This is a genomic window from Nocardia sp. NPDC055321 (genome assembly GCF_053645575.1).
In genome coordinates this window covers 1-22,565 of sequence record NZ_JBSHMS010000004.1, presented here as the reverse complement: position 1 = coordinate 22,565, position 22,565 = coordinate 1, and the positions used below count along the sequence as shown (strand labels likewise).

The following is a 22,565-nucleotide window of genomic DNA, read 5'->3' as shown; positions in this document are numbered from 1 at the left end:
GGAGCTGAGACATGCGCGATATCGTCGACGACCTACTACGGGTATGGCACAGCGGACGCACGGGTGGATTGGCCACGCTGGTGCGCACGGTCGGCTCGACCCCGCTGCCGATCGGGGCCGCGATGGTGGTCGACGCCGAGGGCCGGGCCTTCGGTTCGATTTCGGCGGGCTGCGCCGAGGCGGCGGCCTACGAGGCCGCCATGGAGTCGGCGCGCACGGGTCACCGCGGCCTGCATCGCTTCGGCCCGGGCAGTGGTTTGGACGCGGGCTCGGACTGCGTGGGCACGCTCGATGTCTTCACCGAGCCGTTCTCGCGTCGGCACTTTCCCGAATTCCCCGATGTGGCAGCCGATATCGCCGCCCAGCGGCAGGTGACCGTCTTCACCGTGGTGTGGCATTCGGATCCGGACGTGATCGGCCAGCATCTCATCACCGATCGCAAGCACGGCACCGAGTTGGTCTCGCTCCCCGACTCCGATGTGTTCGTCTCCTCCTTCATCCGCCCGCAACGCCTGATCATCATGGGCGCCAACGCTATTGCCGGTGCGCTGGCGGTGCAGGCCCGCATGCTCGGCTATCGGGTGACGGTCTGCGACGCGCGCCCCACCTTCGTCTCGGCCGAGGCGTATCCGGGCTGCGAGGTCGTGGTGGACTGGCCGCACCGCTATCTGAACACCCTGGCCGCCGCGGGCGAGATCGACAGGTCGACCGCGGTGGTGCTGGTCTCCAACGACGCCAAGTTCGAGATTCCGCTGCTGACCATCGCGCTGCGCCTGCCCGACCTGGGCTTCCTGGCCGCGCTGGGCGGCGGCGCCGCGCACGAACGCCGGCTGGAGGCGTTGCAGGCGGGCGGTTTCGACGACGACACCCTGGCCCGGCTGCACGCGCCCGCCGGGCTGGATCTGGGCGCGCGCACCCCGGCCGAGACGGCGGTCGCGATCGCCGCGGAGATGCTGGCCGCCCGCAACGGCACGACCGCCGAACCGCTCTCGGCCGCGGGTGGCTCGCGCCGGCACGCCACCCTGGTCACCTAGGCCCCGGCTACTTCAGCGCGGGGTCCTCCGCGTAGACCTCCTTCAGCACGGACAGATCGAACAGTTTGTCGGCCGCGATGGTGATTCCGGCCTTGGCGAGCGCGGCGATGTTGGCCTCGATCAGCTGGTCCGTCATGGTGAAAAGCCCGTTGGCCGTGGTGTCGGGCGAGACGAGCAATCCGTTCTGCGCCTGCGCTTCCCGCGTCTGAATCGCTAGATCCAGCTGCTGATCCTTGCCGTACACCTCCACCGCGAGCCGGGCGGATTCGGCCGGGTCGGCGATGGCGTCCCGCCAGCCCCGGATGTCGGCGCGCAGCCACGCCTTCAGCTTGTCGCGCTCGTTGTCGACGGTGTTCTGGTGCACGGTCAGCGTTTCCGCGACCAGCGGCAGCCCGTAGTCGGCGAACAGGAAGTTGGCGTTCTGGAAACCTTTGGCGGCCAGCGTGATCGGCTCGTTCGTGACGTAGCTGACCCAGCCGTCCACCTCGCCGTTGGCGAGCGGGGTCGGATCGAACTGGGCGGGCACGATGGTGACGTCGCCGGGGGTCATGCCGTTGGCGGTGAGCAGGGCGTTGAAGATGAGCTGGTTGGTGTCCTGGACGCCGATCCGGCGGCCCTTCATGTCCTGGGGCGTCCGAATGGCCTTGGCCGCGGAACTGACGATGCAGAACGGGTTCTTCTGATAGGTCGCCCCGACGATCTTGGCGTTCAACCCCTCCAGGACGGCGGGCGCGGTGGTCTGCGGCGCGGACATGCCGATCCAGATCTTGCCGGTGCTCAGCCCCGCCTCGACCGAGGTACTGGCCGCGCCGCCCGCGATGAGATTGGTGGCCCCGAACCCGGCTTCCTTGTAATAGCCCTTGGAATCGGCGAAGTACTCACCGGCGAATTCGATGTTCTTCAGCCAGGACAGCTGCACCGCGACGCTGCCGTATTTCGATCCGTCGTCGACGGTGCCGTTGCCCGGACCGGCGGAATCGCCGCCGCAGCCCGCGAGCAGGCTCGTACCGCCGAGAGCCAGACCCGCCAGTCCGGTGTAGCGCAGGAAGGATCGCCGATCCACGGCCGGGAGAGCGGCCGAGAACGGCCGGGAATTACGACTCATGAAAAGAATCTAGGGCGTTTCGATTTCGAATATTTTGCTTTCCCGCGCCTATTTGTGTGCGGCAGGTTAACTCGCGCGCTGCGGCGCGAATCGCGCCAGCACCAGCTTCTCCAGCACCCCGACGATCGCGTAGAGCACCACCGAGACGACGGTCACCAGCGCGATGGACGCCCAGAGCCGGTTGTACTGGAAGGTGGGTATGGCGCGGATCAATCCCGCGCCCAATCCCGTTCCGCTGCCCAGCCATTCGCCCAGCAGCGCCCCGATGAGCGCGCCGGGCACCGAGATTCGGGCGGCGGCGAAGACCGACGGCAGCGCGGCGGGCACCGCGACCAGGCGCAGCGCGGTCCACCGCGAGCCGCCGTAGGCGCTCACCAGTTCCATGGCCTGCCGGGGCGCCGCCCGCAGCGCGGACATGATCATGACCAGCGCCGGGAAGAACACCACGATGGCCGCCATCGCGGCCACGCCGAGCAGGCCGCGACCGCAGATCAGCACGATGATCGGGGTCAGCGCCACCAGCGGCACCGAGCGCAGCAGCATGGCCACCGGCATGAAGACCTGGGCCAGCGCCGGCACCCCGACGAACAGCGCGGCCACCGTCAGCGCACCGCCCATCCCGGCCAGGAAGCCGATTCCGGCGTCGCGCAGCGTGATTCGCATTTCCTCGAAGATCACTTCGCGGGCGCCCGCGGAGTTGGGACCGGTCATCAGATACGCCCAGACCTCCCCCGGGCTCTTGCCCACCAGTCCCACCTGGGGGTACAGCTCCAGGAAGCCGTACCAGAGCCCGATCAACAGCAGCAGCGAAACTAGCAGGGGCACAAGGAATGCCCCGATGGATCGCACGACGTTCCGGGTTCTGCTCATGCCGTGATCGCCCCTCTCACCACTGATCGACCCGGGTCCACGGCACCACGAAGCGCGCCACCAGCGCCACCGCGGCGTAGCCGAGTCCGGCCAGCGCCGCCGCGGCGAGCGCCATGCCCCAGACCCGGGGCACCTCGTACTGGTTCTGCGCGGCGGTCAGCGCCATGCCGATGCCGCTGTCCACCCCGCCCAGGTACTCCCCGATGATCGCGCCGAGCACCGCCGATGGCGCGGCGATCTTCAAGGCCGCCAGCGTGTTCGGGAGTGCGGCGAGCAGGCGCACGCGGCGCAGTTCCTGCCAGCGCCCGCCGCCGTAGGCACGGATCAGGTCCAGGCTCGTGGCGTCGGCGGAGCGCAGCCCCGCGACCGTGCCGACCATGGTGGTGAAGAAGCAGTACATCGCGGCCAGGAACACCGAGGGCGTGCGCCCGCCGAACACCACCAGGATGAGCGGGCCCAGGGCCAGCAGCGGGGTGCAGTAGCTGAGGATCGCCAGCTGGGTGACCAGCATTTCGATCGGCGGTATCAGCAGCACGAGCACGGCCAGCGCGATGGCGAGCAGGTTGCCCCACAGGAAGCCCTGCAGCGCGACCCAGGCCGTCACCCGGAAGTTGGGCCCGTACAGCGCCCAGCCGTCGGTGTACATCGTGTGCACCACCTGCCACGGACTCGGCACGGTGCCGCCGGCGACGCGCAGCGCCGCCAGCAGCCACCACGTCCCGATCAGGGCGAGCAGGCCCGCCGGGCCGCCCCAGCGGCCGGCGGCCCAGCCCCCGGCGGCCGCGGTGATACGGCGCGCGGCGCTCATCAGGTCACCACCCCGCCGTGCCCGCCGCGACCGAAGAGCAGTTCGGACAGATAGTCGCAGAGTTTGTGAAACTCCGCGGTGCGCATCATGTCCGGGGTGCGCGGGCGGGGCAGATCGATCTCCACGAGTTCGACCACCCGGCCCGGCCGCGGGCTCATGACCGCGACGACGTCGGACAGGAACACCGCCTCGGCGATGCCGTGGGTGACCATGAGCGTGGTGGCGGGGCGCTCGGTCCAGATGCGCAGCAGTTCGAGGTTCAGCCGCTGGCGCGTCATGTCGTCGAGCGCGCCGAAGGGTTCGTCCAGCAGCAGCACGCGAGGTTTGACCACCAGCGCACGGGCGATCGAAACCCGTTGCCGCATACCGCCGGAGAGCTGGGCGGGCTTGGCCTTCTCGAATCCTTCGAGCCCGACCAGCCGGATCAGTTCGGCCACCAGTCCGGGGTCGGCGGGCAGGCCCGTCACCTGCAGCGGCAGTTTGATGTTGGATTCGACCGTGCGCCAGGGCAGCAGCGCCGAATCCTGGAAGGCGATCCCGAAATCATGACCCCGGCGCAGCTCCGCCGGGGTCTTGCCGTCGATGAGCGCGGTGCCCGCGGTGGGGGTGTCCAGGCCCGCGAGAATGCGCAGGATCGTGGACTTTCCACAGCCGGAGGGCCCGAGCAGGGACAGGAACGCGCCCTGATCGGTGCGCAGCTCCACCGCGTCCAGGGCGGTGACGGCGCGTTTCCCGGATCCGAAGACCCGGCTCAACCCGGTGATGTGAATACCCGTGCCCGGTCCGTCCGGGGCCCGCGGGCCCGTGGGCGCCGGATCGGCGTCCGCGCTCATGCGGCGACAGCTTCCGAACTCATAGGCCAACAGTAGGAGTCGGCAATTGCGCGCAGATTGCGAATCGGCACAGGAGATTTCGCGATTGTTACCCGCGAGCGGCCGATCCGGTTACCGGGCGCTCACCACCCGGCGGGTTCGAACCAGTCGCGGGCCTCGCGGCGGAAGAGCAGCACGATGACAGCGAGCGAGACCAGCGGTCCGAGCGGACCGGGCGGGCGGCCCTCGGTGATCGAGGGCACCGTCCAGAGCATGTTGAGCGCGGCCAGCAGAATGCCGCCGATGCGCACCGATTGGCCGATCGAGTTGAAGGTCAGGGCCACCAGGCCCAGCAGCCAGGCGGGAATGAAGGGCACGGCGGTGTCGATCGCGGCGGGGGTGCCGAGCAGCCAGCCGGAGGTCGCCGTGCAGACCACGCCGATCACCGCCAGGAGCACGGCGATCACCTGTGCCGCGCGTACGACCCGCGGCATTCGATAGGCATCGGCCATTTCCAACCCGGGATCGGGCGGCATTCCCAGATCCGACATCCCGCCGAATTTACCCCGCCGACCGGCCGGATTGTTGTCACCACGCCGCCCCTAGGGGCGGGCGGCCACCGGTTCGAGTTCGCGGACGCGGACGGTGGGCGCGAGCCGATCGCGCAGCACCCGGTCGATTTCCCCGGCGACGGGGATGACGACGGCCGCGGCGGAGGTGGCGACGGCGTCGGTGAGCAGGGTCGGCCAGTGCGGCGTCGACGTGGCCGAGAGCCCGGCGATGACGGCGGCCACCGCGGCGTCGCCCGCGCCGGTGGGATTGCCCGCCAGGGGTTGCGGCAGCGCCGCGGACCAGGCGCGGCTGCCGGTGACCGCGACCATGCCGTCACCGCCGCGGGTCACGATGACCGCGCCCGCGCCGCCCGCGATGAGCGGGTCCACCGCGGCGAGCAGCTCCGGGACCGTGCCCGCCGGCTTGCCGGTGAGCCGTTCCAGTTCCTCGGTGTTGGGCATGAGCACCACACCCGGCACCCGCGCCGACAGTTCCAGCGCCGGGCCGTCCAGGTCGCAGATGGTCGGCACCCCCGCCCGCACCGCGGTCCGCGCCAGCTCGGCGGGCAGGCCCGGGTCGACGCCCAGCGGCAGCGAGCCGGCGATCACCATGCCGCTCATGTCCGACAGCATCCCGGACACCCGCACCCGCAGCTGATCCACCGCGTGCGGTTCGGAGATGCGCGGCCCCGGCTCCCACAGCGCGGTCGCGGTGCCGTCGTCGGATTCACTGATCACCACGGTTCTGCGCACCCACGGCAGCGCGTGCACGAAATCCACCGACATCTCGAGTTCGGCTGCGGCGGAGAACGAATGGTCCGAGAACCCCGTGGCCCGCGCGTACTTCCCCAGCTGGTTCAGCACCCGATTCACATTGATCCCGCGCCCCCCGATGCGCTGGTCGACCGAGGCCACCCGATGCGCCCGCCCCCGCTCGAAATGCTCGACCCGATACGTCATGTCGTACGCGGGGTTCATGGTCACGGTGAGAATCACCCCACTAGCTAGTCCATGTCCGCCCGCCCGGCGCAACCCCCTGTTCTCCGCGTCGGGCATCGCGCGCGCCGGTGACCCCGGGACCGGCCGCGCGGCTCGGCGGGGAGACTCGGGTCCGCACCCCTCGCGAGAGAACCCGAGACCACCGCGCCGCGGAACGACGGAGCGGATCGCCGGTGCGTGGACGCGGCCGGCGTGCCGTGCCCCGGTCGATCGACTCCGCTCCAGGCTCCCACACACCGGCCGCGCCGCCCCCGGAATTCGCAGATCACGCGGCGGTCGGTGACACTGAGTGCCGAATATGGTGGGAATGAATGCCGTTGCCATTCGGAGACATTCGCGGGGCAAACTGGCCGCCGTGCCTTTGCTTCCGCCGAAACAATTGTTGCTTCAAGCCTGTCGCGGTTTGCCCCCCGAAGATCATCCGGTACTGCGCTGCGCCGGGTTATTGGCGGATCTGCACGAGCGACGACTGACGGCGGCGGCGGGGGCGACCGGGAGAATCGATCACGACCGGGCGTGCATGGTGCTCGACATCGATCGGTGGGTGGCGATCGAAATGCCCAAGGCGGCACGGGATGCGCACCTACACACCGAAACCGTCGGGACCGTGGTGGACCGGCTCGCGCAGTTCTCGGCGCTGGCCTACCTGACCCTGGCCAACGCACCGGAGGACACGGTGAACGACGCGGCGCTGCGCCTGACCGAACTCGCCACCGCCTACGAACATCTCGCCGGGGATCTGGCGGCGGGACGGCGGCGACTGCCCAATCTGACGGGCAATCGCGAATACGAATACTGATACCGATCGAATCGTGTTGCCGGGGGCGCCCGGCGAGGAAGTGGGCGCCCCGGCAACACCGGTGGAGCAGCGCGTTCCACCATCGCAGCCCGGATGCGGCGGGACCGGGGCGGTTCCGCGAAAAGCGGTGGCAGCGTGCCCGCTCCGGCCACCTGACCACCGATCCGAACGTCGACATCGCCAATCCTGCGCGCGAATCCTCCGAATCAGCGCTGTCCCGGCTGGGAATCGGCTGGGAATCGGATCCGCCACGGCAATCGCGGGCGGCCGAGTGGAACGACGACGGTCGTGCCGGGCGCTGTCGTGCGGGCCGGCGCGGACCACTGGCAGTGGGGGCACGGTCGGTTTTCGGCAGCGTCTCCCGGGCGGCGCCGGTCCATCGCGGACCGCCACGCCGACCGGTGCCGAGCGGCCCGGTCGCGCGGGCGGCGGGAGAACGTCGCCTGGATCAGCAGCGAATCAGTCCCGCGCGGATTCCGCTGCCGCGAGCGGGGTTTCGGGGAGAAGGACGCGGATCGCGTCGATCGTGTCGGCGTCGCCCGGTTCCTTGTCGGGGCGGTAGCGGACCACCCGGGCGAAGCGCAGCGCCACCCCGCCGGGATAGCGCGGGCTCACCTGCACGCCGTCGATCGCCACCTCGACCACCAGTTCCGGGCGCAGGTACACCGCGTGGTCGTCGCGCTCGCGCTCGTGGCGCGGGAACTCCGCGGTCTGCCACTGCAGCAGCGCGTCGGTCAGGCCCTTGAAGGTCTTGCCGACCATGATCGGCTCGCCGCCCTCGGGATCGCGCGCGCCCAGGTGCAGATTCGACAGGTAGCCGGTGCGGCGGCCGTACCCCCACTCCGCGCCGAGCACCACCAGATCCAGGGTGTGCGTGGGCTTGATCTTCTGCCAGGCCCGGCCCCGACGGCCCGCGGCGTACGGGGAGTCCAGGGCCTTGATCATGATGCCCTCGTGTCCCGCGGCCAGGGCGCCGTCGAAGTACTCGGCCGCGGCCTCGGCGTCGGGGGCGATGAGCGCCGGAATGCTCAGTCCGCCCGCGACTTTCGTGAGCTCGGCCCGGCGTTCGCGCAGGGGTGCGTCGAGCAGATCCACGCCGTCCAGGTGCAGGCAGTCGAAGAAGTACGGGTGCAGCAGCAGTTCCTGGGCGGTGGCCGCCCCGAACCGGCTCATGGTCTCCTGGAACGGGCGCGGGCGGCCCGCGTCGTTCAGCGCCAGGGTCTCCCCGTCCAGCACCACGCTCGTACAGTCCAATCCCCGTACCAGCTCGACCAATTCGGGTACCGCGGCGGTGATGTCGCGCAGCGTGCGGGTGAACACCCACACCCGATCCCCGTCGCGATGGACCTGGATCCGCGCGCCGTCCATCTTGTGCTCGACGCTCACCGCGCCGTCGAACTCGGCGAGCACCGCGTCCAGGGCCGGGCCGGGGGCGGCCAGCATGGGCTGGATCGGGCGGCCGACCTCGAGCCGGAACGCCGCCAGGGCCGCGGCGCCGCCGGTGGCCGCGGCGAGGGCGGTGACGGGCAGCCGGCCGGACAGCATGTGTGCCCGGCGCACGTCGGCGATGGGCACCTCGAACGCGGCCGCCACCGCCTCGGCGACCACGGCCGTGAGCGCGCCCTGGCGCATCTCCCCGGTCAGCAGGCGCAGCAGGAAATCGTGCTCCGCCGCGGTGGCGGCGGTGAACAGTGCGGTGAGCAGGTCGCGGCGGTCGTTCGCCGAGCCTTTGCCGGTGAGTGCGCCCAGGTCGGTGAACGCGCGGTCCACCGCGTCCACGGTCAGGGTCGCGGTGGTGGCCGGCTCGACCTCCATCGCGGTGAGGGTCCGCCACCCGGTGCCGATGCGGCCCTGGATCAGCTCACCGGAAATCCACGCGACGACCTGCGCCAACTCCGCGGGATCGGCCTCGGCGAGCAGCTCGGCGAAGGCGGCTGTCTTCTTCTTCCGGGAGGACGTGGCGCGGGCGGACCCCGACGCTTGAACTACTCGGGACAGGAGCACCGTTCGACGGTAACCCCGCGGTGTGACAGATTGCGCAGATGTGCTGCTAATTCCGGGTTGGCAACGTTGCTAATTCGCCCATAAACTGGGCACATGGCCAAGACTTTTGTCGGCGCACGGCTGCGGCAGTTGCGCACCGAGCGTGGGCTGAGTCAGGTCTCACTGGCCAAGAAGCTCGAGATTTCGGCCAGCTATCTCAACCAGATCGAACACGACGTCCGCCCGCTCACCGTACCGGTGCTGCTGCGCATCAGTGAAGTATTCGGCGTCGACGCCGGATTCTTCTCCTCCCAGGACGACACGCGGCTCATCGCCGAACTGCAGGAAGTGGTGATGGACCAGGAGCTCGGCATCGAGGCCGACGCCCAGGAGATCGCCGAAATGGTTTCCGCGCACCCGGGTTTGGCGCGCGCGATGGTGAATATGCACCGGCGCTATCGCAATACGACCGCGCAGCTGGCCGCAGCCACCGAGGATCGCTTCGCCGACGGCAGCGGCTCGGGCGCGATCTCCAAACCGCACGAGGAAGTGCGCGACTACTTCTATCAGCGGCAGAACTACATTCACGAATTGGATACCGCGGCAGAGGAACTCGCGAACCGCATGCGCTTCCACGGCGGTGACCTCAAACGCGAGATCGCCCGCAGACTCACCAGCGCGCACGGGGTGCAGATCGTCGAACGCATCGACCTCGGTGACGGGGTGCTGCACAGATACGATCCCGAGCAGCGCCGCCTGGAGATCGCGCCGCACCTGTCCGGCGGTCAGCGGGTGTTCAAACTCGCCGCCGAACTCGCCTACCTCGAATGCGGCGAGCTCATCGAGAAGCTGGTGGACGAGGGCAATTTCTCCAGTACCGAGTCCAGAATCCTGGCCAAACTCGGCCTCGCCAATTACTTCGCGGCGGCGACGGTGCTGCCGTACACGCACTTCCACGAAATGGCCGAGGACTACCGCTACGACATCGAACGCCTCTCGGCCTTCTTCACCCAGTCCTACGAGACCATCTGCCACCGCCTGTCCACCCTGCAGCGTCCGCGCCTGCGCGGGGTCCCGTTCTCCTTCGTCCGCGTCGATCGCGCCGGCAATATGTCCAAGCGCCAGTCCGCGACCGGTTTCCACTTCTCCTCCAGCGGCGGCACGTGCCCGCTGTGGAATGTGTACGAGACCTTCGCCTACCCCGCGAAAATCATGACCCAGATCGCCCAGATGCCCGACGGCCGTAAATACCTCTGGGTGGCCAGAACCGTCGAACGCCGCGCCACCCGCTACGGCGAACCGTCCAAGGTCTTCGCGATCGGCCTCGGCTGCGAGCTCCGCCACGCCGGCCGCGTCGTCTACGCCGACGGCCTGGACCTGAACGAGCCGAAGGCGACCCCGATCGGCGCCGGCTGCCGCGTCTGCGAACGCTCGAATTGCCCCCAGCGCGCGTTCCCCCCACTCGGCAAGTCCCTCGACATCAGCGAACACCGCAGTTCGATCTCCCCCTACGTCATTCACTGACCGCACCCCGAAGCCCGGTCGCGGCGGTTACCGCGGCCGGGCTTCGTGTTACCTCCGGGTAAGGCTTCTCACCGCGGCGGAAATTCGGCCGTCAGGTCGGCGAATCGTCGATTCGATCTCGTAAAAGCATCGTTACCTGCGGTGATAGCCGAATCTCCAGACGCGGAACACGCTGCGGTGAGGTCAAATTCACGCCGCTGAAACATCGGCAATCGGACTGTCACCGAGAGTCATTCCGGCGCAACACTTCCCGTTTACCGTTCGCACCACGAATACAGCCGTTGTATACGCGGCGGTATTCGCAACGAAGGTTGGCGGCGCACGCGGCGTCGCCGGGCAGGTTCGGTCAGGGCCGAACACCGTGAAGTGAGAAGGGTCCGCCCATGCAAGATTCCATCCGCCGAGATCGCTCGCGGCGCCTGATCAAGGCGATCACCATCCCGACGGCGCTGGCACTTTCCGCGGTGCTGATCACCGGCTGTGGGTCGCGCGACAGCGACACCGCGTCTGGGTCGAACGCCAAGTCGTGCGTGGACACTTCCAAGGACACGATCAAGATCGGGTCGCTGCACTCGCTCACCGGCACCATGGCCATCAGCGAGGTGACCGTCGCCAACTCCACCAAGCTGGCGGTGGACCAGATCAACGCGGCCGGCGGCGTGCTGGGCAAGAAGATCGACCTCGTGCTCGAGGACGGCGCCTCGGACCCGAAGACGTTCGCGGAGAAGGCCGAGAAGCTCATCTCCTCCGACTGCGTGGCCGCGGTGTTCGGCGGCTGGACCTCCTCCAGCCGCAAGGCCATGAAGCCCAAGTTCGAGAACCTGAACAACCTGCTCTACTACCCCGTCCAGTACGAGGGCCTGGAAGACAGCAAGAACATCTTCTACACCGGCGCCACCACCAACCAGCAGATCGTCCCGGCCCTGGACTACCTCAAGCAGAAGGGCGTCACCTCCCTCTACCTGGTCGGTTCGGACTACGTCTTCCCGCAGACCGCCAACCGCGAGATCAAGGCCTACGCCAAGGCCAACGGCATCGAGATCAAGGGCGAGGACTACGCCCCGCTCGGCTCGACCGACTTCTCCACCATCGTCAACAAGGTCCGCAGCGCCAAGGCCGGAGCGGTGTTCAACACCCTGAACGGCGACTCCAACGTGGCGTTCTTCCGCGAGTACTCCAACGCCGGCCTCAAGGCCGCCGAGATGCCGGTCGTGTCGGTCTCCATCGCCGAGGAGGAGGTCGCGGGCATCGGTGCGCAGAACATCGTCGGCCAGCTGACCGCCTGGAACTACTACCAGACCGTCGACAGCCCGGCGAACAAGAAGTTCGTCGCCGACTACAAGGCCGCCTTCGGCGCCGACAAGCCCACCTCGGACCCGATGGAAGCCGCCTACGCCTCGGTCTACCTGTGGAAGAACACCGTCGAGAAGGCGAAGTCCTTCGCCGTGGCCGACATTCAGGCCGCCGCCGACGGCGTGAGCTTCGACGCCCCCGAGGGCACCGTCACCATCGACGGCTCCAACCACCACATCACCAAGACCGCGCGCATCGGTGAAATCCGTGCCGACGGCCTCATCTACACCGTCTGGGACTCGGGCAAGGCCATCGTGCCGGACCCGTACCTGAAGTCCTACGACTGGGCCAAGGGCCTGAAGTAGTCACGATGCGCCGGTAAGCGCTTCGGTACCGCCTATGAGGGGCGGTCGGTGCGGGACTCGCCTCCCGCACCGCCCGTTACGGCGGTACCGGAGCGCCGACGGCGTTCGCGGCACCCGATCCCCGCACCCCGAGCGCGCGAGAACACAGAGGTATTCACAATGGAAGTCGCTGTCGGACAGCTGTTCACGGGCCTGAGCCTCGGCTCTATCCTGCTACTCGCCGCGCTCGGCCTGTCATTGACATTCGGCCAAATGGGCGTGATCAACATGGCCCACGGCGAGTTCATCATGGCCGGTTGCTACACCACATTCGTTGTGCAGCAGGTCATCTCGTCGACCGGCGTCGCACTGATCGTGTCCCTGTTCGTCGGCTTCCTGGTCGGCGGCCTGCTGGGCGCGGCCCTGGAAATGGGCCTGATCCGCTGGATGTACGACCGCCCGCTGGACACCCTGCTGGTCACCTTCGGCGTCGGCCTGGTGCTGCAGCAGATCGCCCGCGACGTCTTCGGCGCCCCCGCCAAGAACGTCGTGGCCCCGGACTGGCTCACCGGCGGCATCGAGATCTTCGGCACCGTGGTCCCCAAGACCCGCATCTTCATCATGATCCTGGCGGTGAGCGCGGTGATCGCACTGGCCGCCGCCCTCAAGGCCACCCCGCTCGGCCGTCGCATCCGGGCCGTCGTGCAGAACCGCAGCCTCGCCGAAACATCCGGTATCTCTTCGCGTTTCACCGACATCAGCACGTTCTTCATCGGCTCCGGCCTGGCCGCGGTCGCGGGCGTCGCGCTCACCCTGATCGGCTCCACCAGCCCCACCATCGGACAGTCCTACCTGGTCGACGCCTTCCTGGTGGTGGTCATCGGCGGCCTCGGGCAGATCAAGGGCACCGTCATCGCGGCCTTCGGCATGGGCCTGCTCAATTCCTTCGTCGAATACTCGACCACCGCGTCGGTCGCCAAGGTGATCGTCTTCGTGGTGATCGTGATCTTCCTGCAGGTTCGCCCGCAGGGCCTGTTCACCGTCCGTACGAGGAGCCTGGCATGAGTGTCTTGCAGCGCCTGGGCGCACTGTCTCCGTTCAAGGCCGCGGGCGGTTTCGCCCTGGCCGCCATCATTCTCTTCGGTATCGCCCCCGCGGTGCTGAGCGATTTCCGGCTCAGCCTGCTCGCGAAATTCCTGTGCTTCGCCATCGTCGCGGTCGGCATCGGCCTGGCCTGGGGCCGCGGCGGCATGCTCACCCTCGGGCAGGGCGTGTTCTTCGGCATCGGCGCGTACATCATGGCCATGTACATGCAGATGGCCGACGCCGCCAGCGCCGGCGAGGACGTCCCGGAGTTCATGGTGATCTCGGGCATCTCCGAATTGCCCTCGTACTGGCAGCCTTTCGCCTCCGCACCGGTGGCCATCCTCGGCATCCTGGTGCTGCCCGCCGCGGTGGCCGCGGTGCTCGGCTACGGGGTGTTCAAGCGCCGGGTCAAGGGCGCGTACTTCGCGATTCTGAGCCAGGCGCTGGCCGCCGCGCTCGCGATCCTGCTCACCGGTCAGCAGACCATCGGCGGCTTCACCGGCCTGAGCGACTTCCGCACGTTCTTCGGTTTCCGCCTGGACGATCCGGTCAACCGCCGCATGCTGTTCTTCATCGCCGCGGGCGCGCTGCTGGTGGTCGTTGCCATCGCGCGCCAGCTCATGAACAGCCGCTACGGCGAACTGCTGGTCGCGGTGCGCGATCAGGAGGAGCGCGTGCGGTTCCTGGGCTACGACCCGGCCAATATCAAGATCGTCGCGTACGTCGTTGCCGCGTTCTTCGCCGGTATCGCGGGCGCCCTGTTCACCCCGATCGTCGGCATCATCTCCCCCGCCGACATCGGCGTGGTGCCGTCCATCGCGTTCCTGATCGGCGTCGCCATCGGCGGCCGCACCACCCTGCTCGGCCCGGTGCTGGGCGCGATCGGCGTGGCCTGGGCGCAGACCGCGCTGTCCGAGGAGTTCCCCTCGGGCTGGACCTACCTGCAGGGCCTGCTGTTCATCGTGGTCGTCGGCTTCCTGCCCGCCGGCCTGGCCGGGTTCGGGCCGCTGGCAAAGCATCTGGCGGGCCGCGTACGACCGTTCAAGGGCGGCGCCACCGCGGGTGAATCGATCACCGCCTCGGTGCTGTCCACGGGCGCGCCGGTGGAATCGGCCGACGGCAAGACCGGCAAGGTCGCCGAAACCGATGCCGCGGCATCGGAAACCCCCGCGGACGAGGAGAAGGTGAAGGCATGACCACCGCCGTGCACGAACCCAAATTCGGCGGCAACGCCGGCATGGACAGCGAATACCTCGAAATCCGCGGCCTGTCCGTGAGTTTCGACGGCTTCAAGGCCGTGCAGGACGTGGATCTCACCGTGCTGCAGGGTGATCTGCGCTTCCTGATCGGACCCAACGGCGCGGGCAAGACCACCCTGATCGACGCCATTACCGGCCTGGCCCCGGCCACCGGTTCCGCGCGCAAGTCCGGGAACGAGCTCGTCGGCCGCAAGGTGCATCAGATCGCCCGCCTGGGCGTCGGCCGCACCTTCCAGACCGCGAGCGTGTTCGAGCAGCTCACCGTGCTGCAGAACCTCGACATCGCCGCCGGCGCCGGGCGTTCGGCGCTCACCCTGCTGCGCAGGCGCAAGGGCGTGCTGCCCGCGATCGAGGAGGCCCTGGAGATCACCGGCCTGACCGCGTTGCGCGACAAGCCAGCCGGGGTGCTCGCGCACGGGCAGAAGCAGTGGCTGGAGATCGGCATGCTGCTGGTGCAGAACTGCTCGGTCCTGCTGCTCGACGAACCCGTCGCGGGCATGAGCGCCGAGGAACGCGAGGAGACCGGAAACCTGTTGCGCCGCATCGGCGGTGACCGCATCGTCATCGTGGTCGAGCACGACATGGACTTCATGCGCGCCTTCGCCACCTCGGTGACGGTCCTCGCGGGCGGGAAGGTCCTGAGCGAGGGCACCGTCGAACAGGTGCAGGCCGATCCGAAGGTGCAGGAGGTCTACCTCGGCACCGCCGCGGCCGGGCAGCTGCCCGCCGCCGACAGCTCCGACGCCGAGGAGGCAGCGCATGCTGGAGATCACTGACATTCACACCGCCTACGGGCGCACCGAGGTGATTCACGGTGTGACGCTGACGGTTCCGGACGACGGCGTGGTGGCGATCATGGGCCACAACGGCGCGGGCAAGACCTCGCTGCTGCGCGCCGCGGTCGGGCTGCTGCCCGCCAAGGCCGGCAAGATCCGCTTCGACGGCAAGGACATCACCAAGCTGTCGCCGTCGCGGCGGGTCAAGCAGGGCATCGCGTACGTGCCACAGGGTCAGCAGTCCTTCGGGCAGCTGACCACCATGGAGAACCTGCAGGTGGTGGCCGACGGCCGCAAACGCGGGAAAGAGCTCATCGCCGAATCGCTGGATCTGTTCCCGGCGCTGCGGGAACTGCTGTCCCGCAAGGCCGGACTGCTCTCGGGCGGTCAGCGTCAGCAGCTCGCCATCGCGCGCGCGCTCATCACCGAGCCGAAGCTGCTCATCCTCGACGAGCCCACCGAGGGCATCCAGCCCTCGGTGGTGGCCGAGATCGAGCGCACCATCATCGATCTCACCAACCGCGGCGGGCTGAGCGTGCTGCTGGTGGAACAGCACATCGGGTTCGCGCTGCAGGCCGCGCAGCAGTACTACGTCCTGCAATCGGGACGCATCACCTCCCAGGGAGCGGGCGGCGCGGGCGCGGAATCCGACGTCCGTCTGGCCATGGCGATCTGACCGGGCGCACCGACATGACGCGCAGGGGGCGTATGCCATTGTCCGAGCGGGTCTACCTGGACCTGCGACGGGATCTGGCCGGCGGGGTGCTGGTCCCGAACGAGCGACTCGGCGAGGAAAGGCTCGCCGAGATCTACGGGGTGTCCCGCACCCCGGTGCGCGAGGCGCTGGCGCGGCTGTACGCCGACGGACTGCTGGAACGGCACGCGGACGGGCTGTACCCGTACCGCCCGCGGGTGGAAGAACTCGGCGACCTGTACGAATTGCGGATCGTGCTGGAGGTCAGGGGAATTCAACGCCTGCACGGCGGCGCGGCCGACACCGCGGCGCTCGCGGCCGAGCTGGAGACCTGGCAGCGCCTGCGCGCGGATCCGCCCGCGCCCGGGGCCGAGCTCATCGCCGCCGACGAGCGGTTCCACACCACCCTGCTCGCCGCGGCGGGCAACGGCGCGCTGGCCGACATGCTCGAGACCGTGCACGCCCGGGTGCGCCCGGTCCGCGCCATCGACATGCCGACCCCGGAGCGGGTGGCGACCATGACCGAGCAGCACATCGCCATCGCCGAACACGTGCTCGCCGGTGACCTCGATCAGGCCCTGGCCGCCCTGCTGGCCCACCTGACCAGCTCGCGCTCCCACGTCCTGGATCGCGCCCGGCGCGCACTGGAGCTCACGAAACTCGCACAGGCCGTGCGGGAGTGAGTTCGCCGGGCGACGGCGAATTCATCCACGGTCGTGCACAGCCGCTGTGCACGACCGGTGGATGACCGCGGGTTTCCGGCACCCACGCCGAGATTCTCCACAGGTCCGCACAGGTGGTTGTGGATCGATGTGTACACGGCTTCGAAGGCGACTCCGCGGGCCCGCGACAACATCGACCGCGGGCAGCACGCTGGCGACCCGGGACATGGTGGGCCGCTCGCGCCGGCTGTTAGCGTGAGGCATGGTGTCGAAGCAGCCACGTATCGCGCCCGGCCGTCTCCGGGAGCTGGGACCGATCAATTGGACTGTCTGGCAGGTGCTCTCCCGTGCGGCGGGCACCGACGACGCGCATCTGTTCAGCACCCTGGGCCGCACCGGCGGACTGTTCCGCGGCTGGCTGCACTACTCCGGCAAGCTCATGCCCGGCGGGCGGCTGCGGCGCTACGAGTCCGAGATGGTGATTCTGCGCGTGGCGCACCTGCGCGAATGCGAGTACGAGACGGACCATCACATCCGCCTCGGCAAACGCGCGGGCATCACCCCCGATATCCTGGACCGCATCCGCGTCGGCCCCGGCGCGCCCGGCTGGACCGCGCAGGAGCAGGCCCTGCTCACCGCGGTCGACCAGCTCGTGGCCACCCGGGACCTGACCGACGAGGCGTGGCAACTGCTGGCCGCACACTACGACGAGCGCCGCCTCATCGAGATCGTGCTGCTGACGAACCAGTACGAGGGTCTGGCCAGCACCATCACCGCCCTGCGCATCCAGACCGACCACTGACCGCGGCGCTCGCGCGTCCCCGCGCCTCAGTCGGGGCGCGCGTGCCGCCCGCCCGCCACCGTGGGCGGATCCCCCCGCACCCGGGCGTGCAGGTGCATGTCGTGCCAGCCGTCCGCGTGCAGTCCCGCACTTCGATTCACGCCCTCCAGCGTGAAACCGGCCTTGCCCGCGACCCGGCACGACTGCGCGTTGTGGACCGAGTGCTGTAGCTCGAGACGGTGGAATCCGGCTGTCTCGAAGGCCCATTCGGCCAGGGCCGTCACCGCGCGCGGCGCGATGCCCTGCCCGCGCGCGGCGGGCGCGACCCAGTAGGCGACCCCGGCGGTTCCGTGCGCGGCCCGCATCACCTGCAGCGACGCGCGACCGGCGATCCGGCCCGTACTACTGTCCGCCACCGCCCAATTCGCGTAGATGCCCCCGCGCCAGGTACGGGCCCAGTCCGCGACCCATTCCTCGGCCTCGTCCTCGGATTCGGCGGTGCGCACGTGCCAGCGCTGGATCGCCGGGTCCTGGAAGGCCGCGTAGACCTCGGGCGCGTCCCGGCGCAGCCACGGCCGCAGTACCAGTCCGTCGCCCATCGGTATCACCGGTTGTGCGGCCTTGGTGAACAGGTCGGCGGCAACGACTGCCGGAATCGATTGCGGCATAGCTGAAATTCTGCTCCTCGGACTCGCGCACCGGGTGCTGTCGGCTCGAACCGCCGTGATCGGACGACCGCACCCCACGCGGACCGCCCGGCAAACACCCCCGACGACATTCGACTCCCCACACGCCACCACGCTACCGCCGCGCCGGACCGGCCGCGCGAATCCGCCGCTACCGCATGACGACCGCCCTCGGGACCGCACGCGCGGGCATACGACATGTGCGCCGCGTCCGCGCCGCTGTGACCGCGCACCCGCCGGGCGACACTCACCGGGCATCCGTGGACGGTGGGTCCTCACCGCAGACGGTGGGCGCTCACCGCCCCGGACGATCGCCGATCAGCACCGCCAAACCGTCCAGCACCCGGGCCAGGCCGAACTCGTAGGCGAACTCCGCGCTGTACGCGCCGTCGTGGGCCTGGCCGGCGGCCGCGCCCACCCGCGCGGCCAGCGGGAAGCGCTCCGGCGTGAGCACCCGTTCGAGCAGCGGCGCGGCGCGCTCCCACCAGTCGTGGTCGTTCACCCCGCTGTCGGCGGCGGCCCGCGCGGTGTCGATGGCGATGCGCGCGACCGAGTTCACGAAACCGAGCACCTGGGTGAGCGCGGCGTCCATGGTCACGTCGTCGAGGCCCAGCCCCTCGAAGGCCCCGAGCTCGTGGTCGTATTTCGCGGTGACGCCGGGACCGAGCGGGGGCCGCGTGGTGGGCAGGTACGCCACCCACGGGTGCGCGGCGAGCATGGCCCGGTTCGCCGCGGCGATCGCGGAAACCTTGTCGCGCCAGGGTTTTCCGGTGAGGGCGGGGCGCGGCATGAGCCGGTAGACCTGATCGAGCATGAGGTCGAGCAACTCGGCCTTGCCCGGCACGTAGGTGTAGGTGGCCATGGGCGTGATCCCGAGCGCGGCGGCCACCGAACGCATGGTGAGCGCGCCCAGCCCGTCGGCGTCGGCGATCGCGATCGCCTTCGCCACCAGTTCGTCGACGCTGATCCGCTGCTTCGGCCCGCGCGTCGCGCCGCGCTCGCCCGGCTCGCGCCACAGCAGTTCGAGCGTCCGCACCGGATCGCCGGCGCTGCTGCGCTCACCCCCGGCGCGCTGCTTGCGCGCGCCCCGGCGCACCGGACCGGCCCCGGCCGCCGCGGACGGGCCGCCGCCCGCCGCGCCCGGCCCGTCCTCGATCTGCCCGCCTCGACCTGCGTCGACACTCATCGCGCACCCACCTCCGCGTCGATCGTATCGATGTGACGCCCATCACCTGGCAACCGCTCGGGAATTTCCGTACAAAGTACAGCGTACTTAGTACAGCAATGTTCGGCACCCCAGGAGGCCCCCATGAAGATCACCTCGTCCGCCATTTCCCTGAACGTCGCCGATCCCACCGCGTCGGCGAAGTTCCTCATCGACCACTTCGGCTTCACGCAGGAGATGGCCGCCGAGGGCTTCGTCTCCCTGACCCGGCCGGACGCCGGCTTCAACGTCATCTACCTGAAGACCGGCCTGTCGACCTTCAAGCCCGCGCGGATCGCGGCCGACGCGGGACAGGGCCTGCTGGTGGTCTTCGTGGTCGAGGACATCGACGGCGAGTACGAGCGCGTGCGCGCGGAGGGCGTCACCATCGAGACGCCCATCGAAACCGAGCCGTGGGGTGAGCGCTACTTCCAGATGACCGATCCCAACGGCGTTGTCATCCAGCTGGTGCAGTGGGTCTGAGCAGCGACGATAACGAGCGCGGCGCGTCGTCCCGGATCGGGCGACGCGCCGCGCGGGTCCACCGCGCGCCCGGCGAAATGCAGTAGCGTCGCAGCGAACCGAACTGAGCAGTCCATTCTCCATGGCCCTCGGGACGCGTGATTCCCGCCGGGCCGACCCGGAAGGACACGCCGTGGATACCGCCGTCAGTTCCCGATCTCCCCGCTCGCATCGCCGGTCGATCCGCACCATCACCTTCATGACCCTGCTGGCCGCCGCCGTTCCGCTGGCCACCGCGCAGGGCACCGCCGCGCCGGATCCCGTCGCCGCGCCCAGCCTCGTCGATCAGGGCGCCGAACTGCTCCCGAAGGCGACCTCGACGCTGCCGCGCATCGTCAACACCGCCTCGCTCGCCTCGACCATGGCACTGAAGGGGCTGGCGCTCAGCGTCGTTCCGCTGAACCAGTTCTGGGCCTTCGATCAGATCATCACCATGGAGAGCAGTTGGCAGATCTTCGCGGTCAATCCCAGCTCCGGCGCCTACGGCCTGCCCCAGGCGCTGCCCGCGGACAAGATGGCGACCGAGGGTCCCGACTGGCTCTTCAATCCCCTGACCCAGCTGCGATGGGCCTACCGCTACATGAACGCCCGCTACGGCAGCCCGACAGCGGCCTGGGAGTTCTGGCAGGCCAACCACTGGTACTGAATCCGATGCGCCGCAACGACTCTCCCATCGATACAGCGCCCTTCGGTTCGGCGCGGTTCAGCTCAGCGCCGCGCGAAACACCTCCACCGCCGGGGTCGCCGGGCGGCCCAGCAGCCGCTGCAGATCACCGTTGTCGAGGTCGAGCACGCCTGCCGCGATTCCCGCGTCGGCGTCCGCGAGGACCTGGGCGTAGCCCTCGGGAAGTCCGCCCGCGACCAGGGCCGCCGCGTATTCGGACTGCGGAATGTTCTGGTAGACAACCGTTTTGCCCGACGCCTCGGAAATGGCGGCGGCCAGCTCGTCATACGTGAGGCGATCGCCGCCGAGTTCGTAGACCTGCCCGGCGTGGCCGTCGGTGCTGAGGACCTTGGCCGCCGCCTCGGCGTAGTCGGCCCGCGACGCGCCCGCCACCCGGCCGGTCCCGGCCGCGCCGTGCAGTACGCCCGTCTCGACCGCGTGCGCGAGCCCGCCCAGGTAGTTCTCCCAGTACCAGTCGTTACGCAGCAGCACGTGCGGCACGGTGGCCTCGGCCAGCACGGCCTCGGTGCCCGCGTGCTCCTGCGCCAGGATGAGCGGATTCGTCGGCGCGCCCGGAATGCTGGTGTAGGCCAGCAGTTCCACGCCCGCGCGCTCGGCGGCCCGAATGACGTTGGTGTGCTGGGCTACTCGCGCGCCGAATTCGTTGCCCGAGACCAGCAGGACGCGGTCGACGCCGGCGAACGCGCTGTCCAGCGCGGCGGGATCGTCGTATCCGGCGACGCGCACCTGCACGCCCCGCTCGCTCAGATCGGCGACCTTGGCCGGATCGCGCACGACGGCGATCGGGGTCGCGCCCTCCTTCAGCAGGGCTTCGACAACCAGGCGGCCCAGCTGGCCACTCGCTCCGGTGACGGCGACAACGGTCATGACTTCCTCCAGGTGACGGGAATGAACTGCCTTATCGGGTTGTACTAACTAATAGTAAGCACATGCTATTCCCCCATCGCAACCCGAGCGGTTAGGTAATCTCGAACCCATGAACGACCCGGCCGACCCCTCCTTCGACCCGACGCTGGAAGCCGACGTCTTCGCACGCCACTGCGCTTCCCGCCCGGTCCTGCAGGACGTCGCCAGCCGCTGGGGCGTCCTGGCCATGGCCGCGCTGCGCGAGGGTCCCTACCGTTTCAGCGCCCTGCGCCGGCGGGTCGACGGCATCAGCGAGCGCATGCTGTCGCAGACCCTGCAGAACCTCGAACGCGACGGGATGATCCACCGCGAGGTCCAGCAGTCCATCCCGCCGGTGGTCGAGTACACCCTGACCCCGCTGGGCGCGCGGGTCGCCGAACACCTGGCCGGTCTCATCGACCTGCTGGAAAGCAATATCGGAGAAATCCGCGAGGCCCAGGATTCGTACCATCGCGAATGACCCCGGGACTGCGTGCCGGGCCCACCGCGAGCGACCCACCGCACCACGCGGAGCGCGACCCTGGCCGGTTCCGACGCGAATCACCGTGCGCCGAAAGGCTTTCCCCACATCAGTCCCACGCTCGAATGCCCACCACGACGATCGGAGCACCGATGCGCGAGCACCTCGACTATCTCGAACGCTGCGTCGAATTGGCAGAGCAGGCTTTGGAAGCCGGTGACCAGCCCTTCGGCTCGATCCTGGTGGCCGCCGACGGCACCGTTCTGGCCGAAGACCGCAATCGCATCGCGGGCGGCGATCAGACGCAACACCCCGAATTCGCGCTGGCCCGCTGGGCCGCGGACAACCTCTCCCCCGCCGACCGCGCCACCGCCACGGTCTACACCTCCGGCGAGCACTGCCCGATGTGCTCGGCCGCCCACGCCTGGGTCGGCCTCGGCCCGATCGTCTACGCCGCATCGACCAAGCAGTTCACCGCCTGGCTGACCGAGTTCGGCGTCCCGCCCGCCCCGGTCCTGCCGCTGCCGATCCCCCGCGTGGCCCCCGGCATCCCGGTCACCGGCCCGTTCCCCGAGTTCGCCGACCGCGTACGCGAACTGCACCGTCGCTACTTCGAGCGCGCCGCGGGCTGACACGCCACAGGCCGAGGCGGAGAGGCCGATAGCCCGCGGACCGCGCTGCCACACGACGTGAAAAAGGCCCGGCCGCAGTCGATTCGACTG

The 22,565-nt window shown here is 69.3% G+C and carries 24 protein-coding genes; 14 read left to right on the top strand and 10 right to left on the bottom strand.

Annotated features, from left to right (window positions below):
- Positions 1-11: 11 nt before the first annotated feature.
- Entirely contained in the window at positions 12-1,034 is a 1,023-nt protein-coding gene (locus tag ACWIGI_RS07210) for an XdhC family protein (RefSeq protein ID WP_454201479.1), read from the top strand.
- Positions 1,035-1,041: 7 nt separating this feature from the next.
- Here ACWIGI_RS07210 and ACWIGI_RS07205 read toward each other — a convergent pair whose 3' ends face one another.
- The 6 genes from ACWIGI_RS07205 to ACWIGI_RS07180 form a co-directional block, all read right to left on the bottom strand.
- The gene (locus ACWIGI_RS07205; RefSeq protein WP_454201478.1) at positions 1,042-2,139 is read right to left on the bottom strand and encodes an ABC transporter substrate-binding protein; all 1,098 of its coding nucleotides are present in this window, start codon (positions 2,137-2,139) and stop codon (positions 1,042-1,044) included.
- Between the two features lie 66 nt (positions 2,140-2,205).
- Positions 2,206-3,009, bottom strand: coding sequence for an ABC transporter permease (locus ACWIGI_RS07200; RefSeq protein ID WP_454201477.1), 804 nt, complete (start codon positions 3,007-3,009; stop codon positions 2,206-2,208).
- A gap of 16 nt (positions 3,010-3,025) precedes the next feature.
- A complete protein-coding gene (locus ACWIGI_RS07195; protein ID WP_454201476.1) occupies positions 3,026-3,817 on the bottom strand; it encodes an ABC transporter permease in 792 nt (263 codons plus the stop codon).
- A complete protein-coding gene (locus tag ACWIGI_RS07190; RefSeq protein ID WP_454201475.1) occupies positions 3,817-4,650 on the bottom strand; it encodes an ABC transporter ATP-binding protein in 834 nt (277 codons plus the stop codon). The genes ACWIGI_RS07195 and ACWIGI_RS07190 overlap by 1 nt, the downstream gene beginning before the upstream one ends.
- Before the next feature lie 122 nt (positions 4,651-4,772).
- Positions 4,773-5,180: a hypothetical protein gene (locus tag ACWIGI_RS07185; protein WP_454201474.1), complete on the bottom strand. Its 408-nt coding sequence runs from the start codon at positions 5,178-5,180 to the stop codon at positions 4,773-4,775.
- Positions 5,181-5,231: 51 nt separating this feature from the next.
- A complete protein-coding gene (locus ACWIGI_RS07180; protein ID WP_454201473.1) occupies positions 5,232-6,176 on the bottom strand; it encodes a hexose kinase in 945 nt (314 codons plus the stop codon).
- Positions 6,177-6,582: 406 nt separating this feature from the next.
- Here ACWIGI_RS07180 and ACWIGI_RS07175 point away from each other — a divergent pair, with 406 nt between their 5' ends.
- Positions 6,583-6,978: a DUF4254 domain-containing protein gene (locus ACWIGI_RS07175; protein ID WP_354990138.1), complete on the top strand. Its 396-nt coding sequence runs from the start codon at positions 6,583-6,585 to the stop codon at positions 6,976-6,978.
- A 459-nt stretch (positions 6,979-7,437) separates the two neighbouring features.
- Here ACWIGI_RS07175 and ACWIGI_RS07170 read toward each other — a convergent pair whose 3' ends face one another.
- Entirely contained in the window at positions 7,438-8,982 is a 1,545-nt protein-coding gene (locus ACWIGI_RS07170; protein WP_454201472.1) for an ATP-dependent DNA ligase, read from the bottom strand.
- Between the two features lie 93 nt (positions 8,983-9,075).
- Between ACWIGI_RS07170 and ramB the strand changes: the two genes are divergently transcribed.
- The 8 genes from ramB to ACWIGI_RS07130 all read left to right on the top strand — a co-directional run bounded on the left by ramB (position 9,076) and on the right by ACWIGI_RS07130 (position 17,401).
- Positions 9,076-10,485, top strand: coding sequence for an acetate metabolism transcriptional regulator RamB (gene ramB, locus ACWIGI_RS07165; protein WP_454201471.1), 1,410 nt, complete (start codon positions 9,076-9,078; stop codon positions 10,483-10,485).
- A 383-nt stretch (positions 10,486-10,868) separates the two neighbouring features.
- Positions 10,869-12,143, top strand: coding sequence for an urea ABC transporter substrate-binding protein (urtA, locus tag ACWIGI_RS07160; protein ID WP_454201470.1), 1,275 nt, complete (start codon positions 10,869-10,871; stop codon positions 12,141-12,143).
- A gap of 159 nt (positions 12,144-12,302) precedes the next feature.
- Positions 12,303-13,187 carry an urea ABC transporter permease subunit UrtB gene (gene urtB, locus ACWIGI_RS07155; protein WP_454201469.1) on the top strand — a complete coding sequence of 295 codons (885 nt, stop codon included), beginning with the start codon at positions 12,303-12,305 and terminating at the stop codon, positions 13,185-13,187.
- Positions 13,184-14,404 carry an urea ABC transporter permease subunit UrtC gene (gene urtC / locus ACWIGI_RS07150; RefSeq protein ID WP_454201468.1) on the top strand — a complete coding sequence of 407 codons (1,221 nt, stop codon included), beginning with the start codon at positions 13,184-13,186 and terminating at the stop codon, positions 14,402-14,404. Before urtB ends, urtC begins: the two co-directional genes overlap by 4 nt.
- Positions 14,401-15,243, top strand: a complete 843-nt coding sequence (urtD, locus tag ACWIGI_RS07145; RefSeq protein WP_454201467.1) for an urea ABC transporter ATP-binding protein UrtD — start codon at positions 14,401-14,403, stop codon at positions 15,241-15,243. Before urtC ends, urtD begins: the two co-directional genes overlap by 4 nt.
- On the top strand, positions 15,227-15,919 hold the full coding sequence (gene urtE, locus ACWIGI_RS07140; RefSeq protein ID WP_354991461.1) for an urea ABC transporter ATP-binding subunit UrtE: 693 nt from the start codon (positions 15,227-15,229) through the stop codon (positions 15,917-15,919). The genes urtD and urtE overlap by 17 nt, the downstream gene beginning before the upstream one ends.
- Positions 15,920-15,951: 32 nt before the next feature.
- A complete protein-coding gene (locus tag ACWIGI_RS07135) occupies positions 15,952-16,620 on the top strand; it encodes a GntR family transcriptional regulator (protein WP_454201466.1) in 669 nt (222 codons plus the stop codon).
- 241 nt (positions 16,621-16,861) lie between these two features.
- Complete coding sequence (locus ACWIGI_RS07130; protein WP_454201465.1) at positions 16,862-17,401, top strand: carboxymuconolactone decarboxylase family protein; 540 nt, start codon at positions 16,862-16,864, stop codon at positions 17,399-17,401.
- 26 nt (positions 17,402-17,427) lie between these two features.
- Here the strand turns inward: ACWIGI_RS07130 and ACWIGI_RS07125 are convergent, their stop codons facing one another.
- Together ACWIGI_RS07125 and ACWIGI_RS07120 are read right to left on the bottom strand one after the other, a co-directional pair.
- Complete coding sequence (locus ACWIGI_RS07125; RefSeq protein ID WP_454201464.1) at positions 17,428-18,048, bottom strand: GNAT family N-acetyltransferase; 621 nt, start codon at positions 18,046-18,048, stop codon at positions 17,428-17,430.
- Positions 18,049-18,361: 313 nt separating this feature from the next.
- Complete coding sequence (locus tag ACWIGI_RS07120) at positions 18,362-19,252, bottom strand: TetR/AcrR family transcriptional regulator C-terminal domain-containing protein (protein ID WP_454201463.1); 891 nt, start codon at positions 19,250-19,252, stop codon at positions 18,362-18,364.
- Between the two features lie 123 nt (positions 19,253-19,375).
- Here ACWIGI_RS07120 and ACWIGI_RS07115 point away from each other — a divergent pair, with 123 nt between their 5' ends.
- Positions 19,376-19,753, top strand: a complete 378-nt coding sequence (locus tag ACWIGI_RS07115) for a VOC family protein (protein ID WP_454201462.1) — start codon at positions 19,376-19,378, stop codon at positions 19,751-19,753.
- A 172-nt stretch (positions 19,754-19,925) separates the two neighbouring features.
- Positions 19,926-20,438, top strand: coding sequence for an aggregation-promoting factor C-terminal-like domain-containing protein (locus ACWIGI_RS07110; protein WP_454201461.1), 513 nt, complete (start codon positions 19,926-19,928; stop codon positions 20,436-20,438).
- A gap of 57 nt (positions 20,439-20,495) precedes the next feature.
- Here ACWIGI_RS07110 and ACWIGI_RS07105 read toward each other — a convergent pair whose 3' ends face one another.
- Positions 20,496-21,344: an SDR family oxidoreductase gene (locus ACWIGI_RS07105; RefSeq protein WP_454201460.1), complete on the bottom strand. Its 849-nt coding sequence runs from the start codon at positions 21,342-21,344 to the stop codon at positions 20,496-20,498.
- 109 nt (positions 21,345-21,453) lie between these two features.
- Here ACWIGI_RS07105 and ACWIGI_RS07100 point away from each other — a divergent pair, with 109 nt between their 5' ends.
- Positions 21,454-21,843 (top strand): winged helix-turn-helix transcriptional regulator, encoded by a 390-nt coding sequence (locus ACWIGI_RS07100; protein ID WP_354991453.1) that lies wholly within the window; start codon positions 21,454-21,456, stop codon positions 21,841-21,843.
- Between the two features lie 152 nt (positions 21,844-21,995).
- Positions 21,996-22,475 carry a nucleoside deaminase gene (locus ACWIGI_RS07095; protein WP_454201459.1) on the top strand — a complete coding sequence of 160 codons (480 nt, stop codon included), beginning with the start codon at positions 21,996-21,998 and terminating at the stop codon, positions 22,473-22,475.
- Positions 22,476-22,565: the final 90 nt, after the last annotated feature.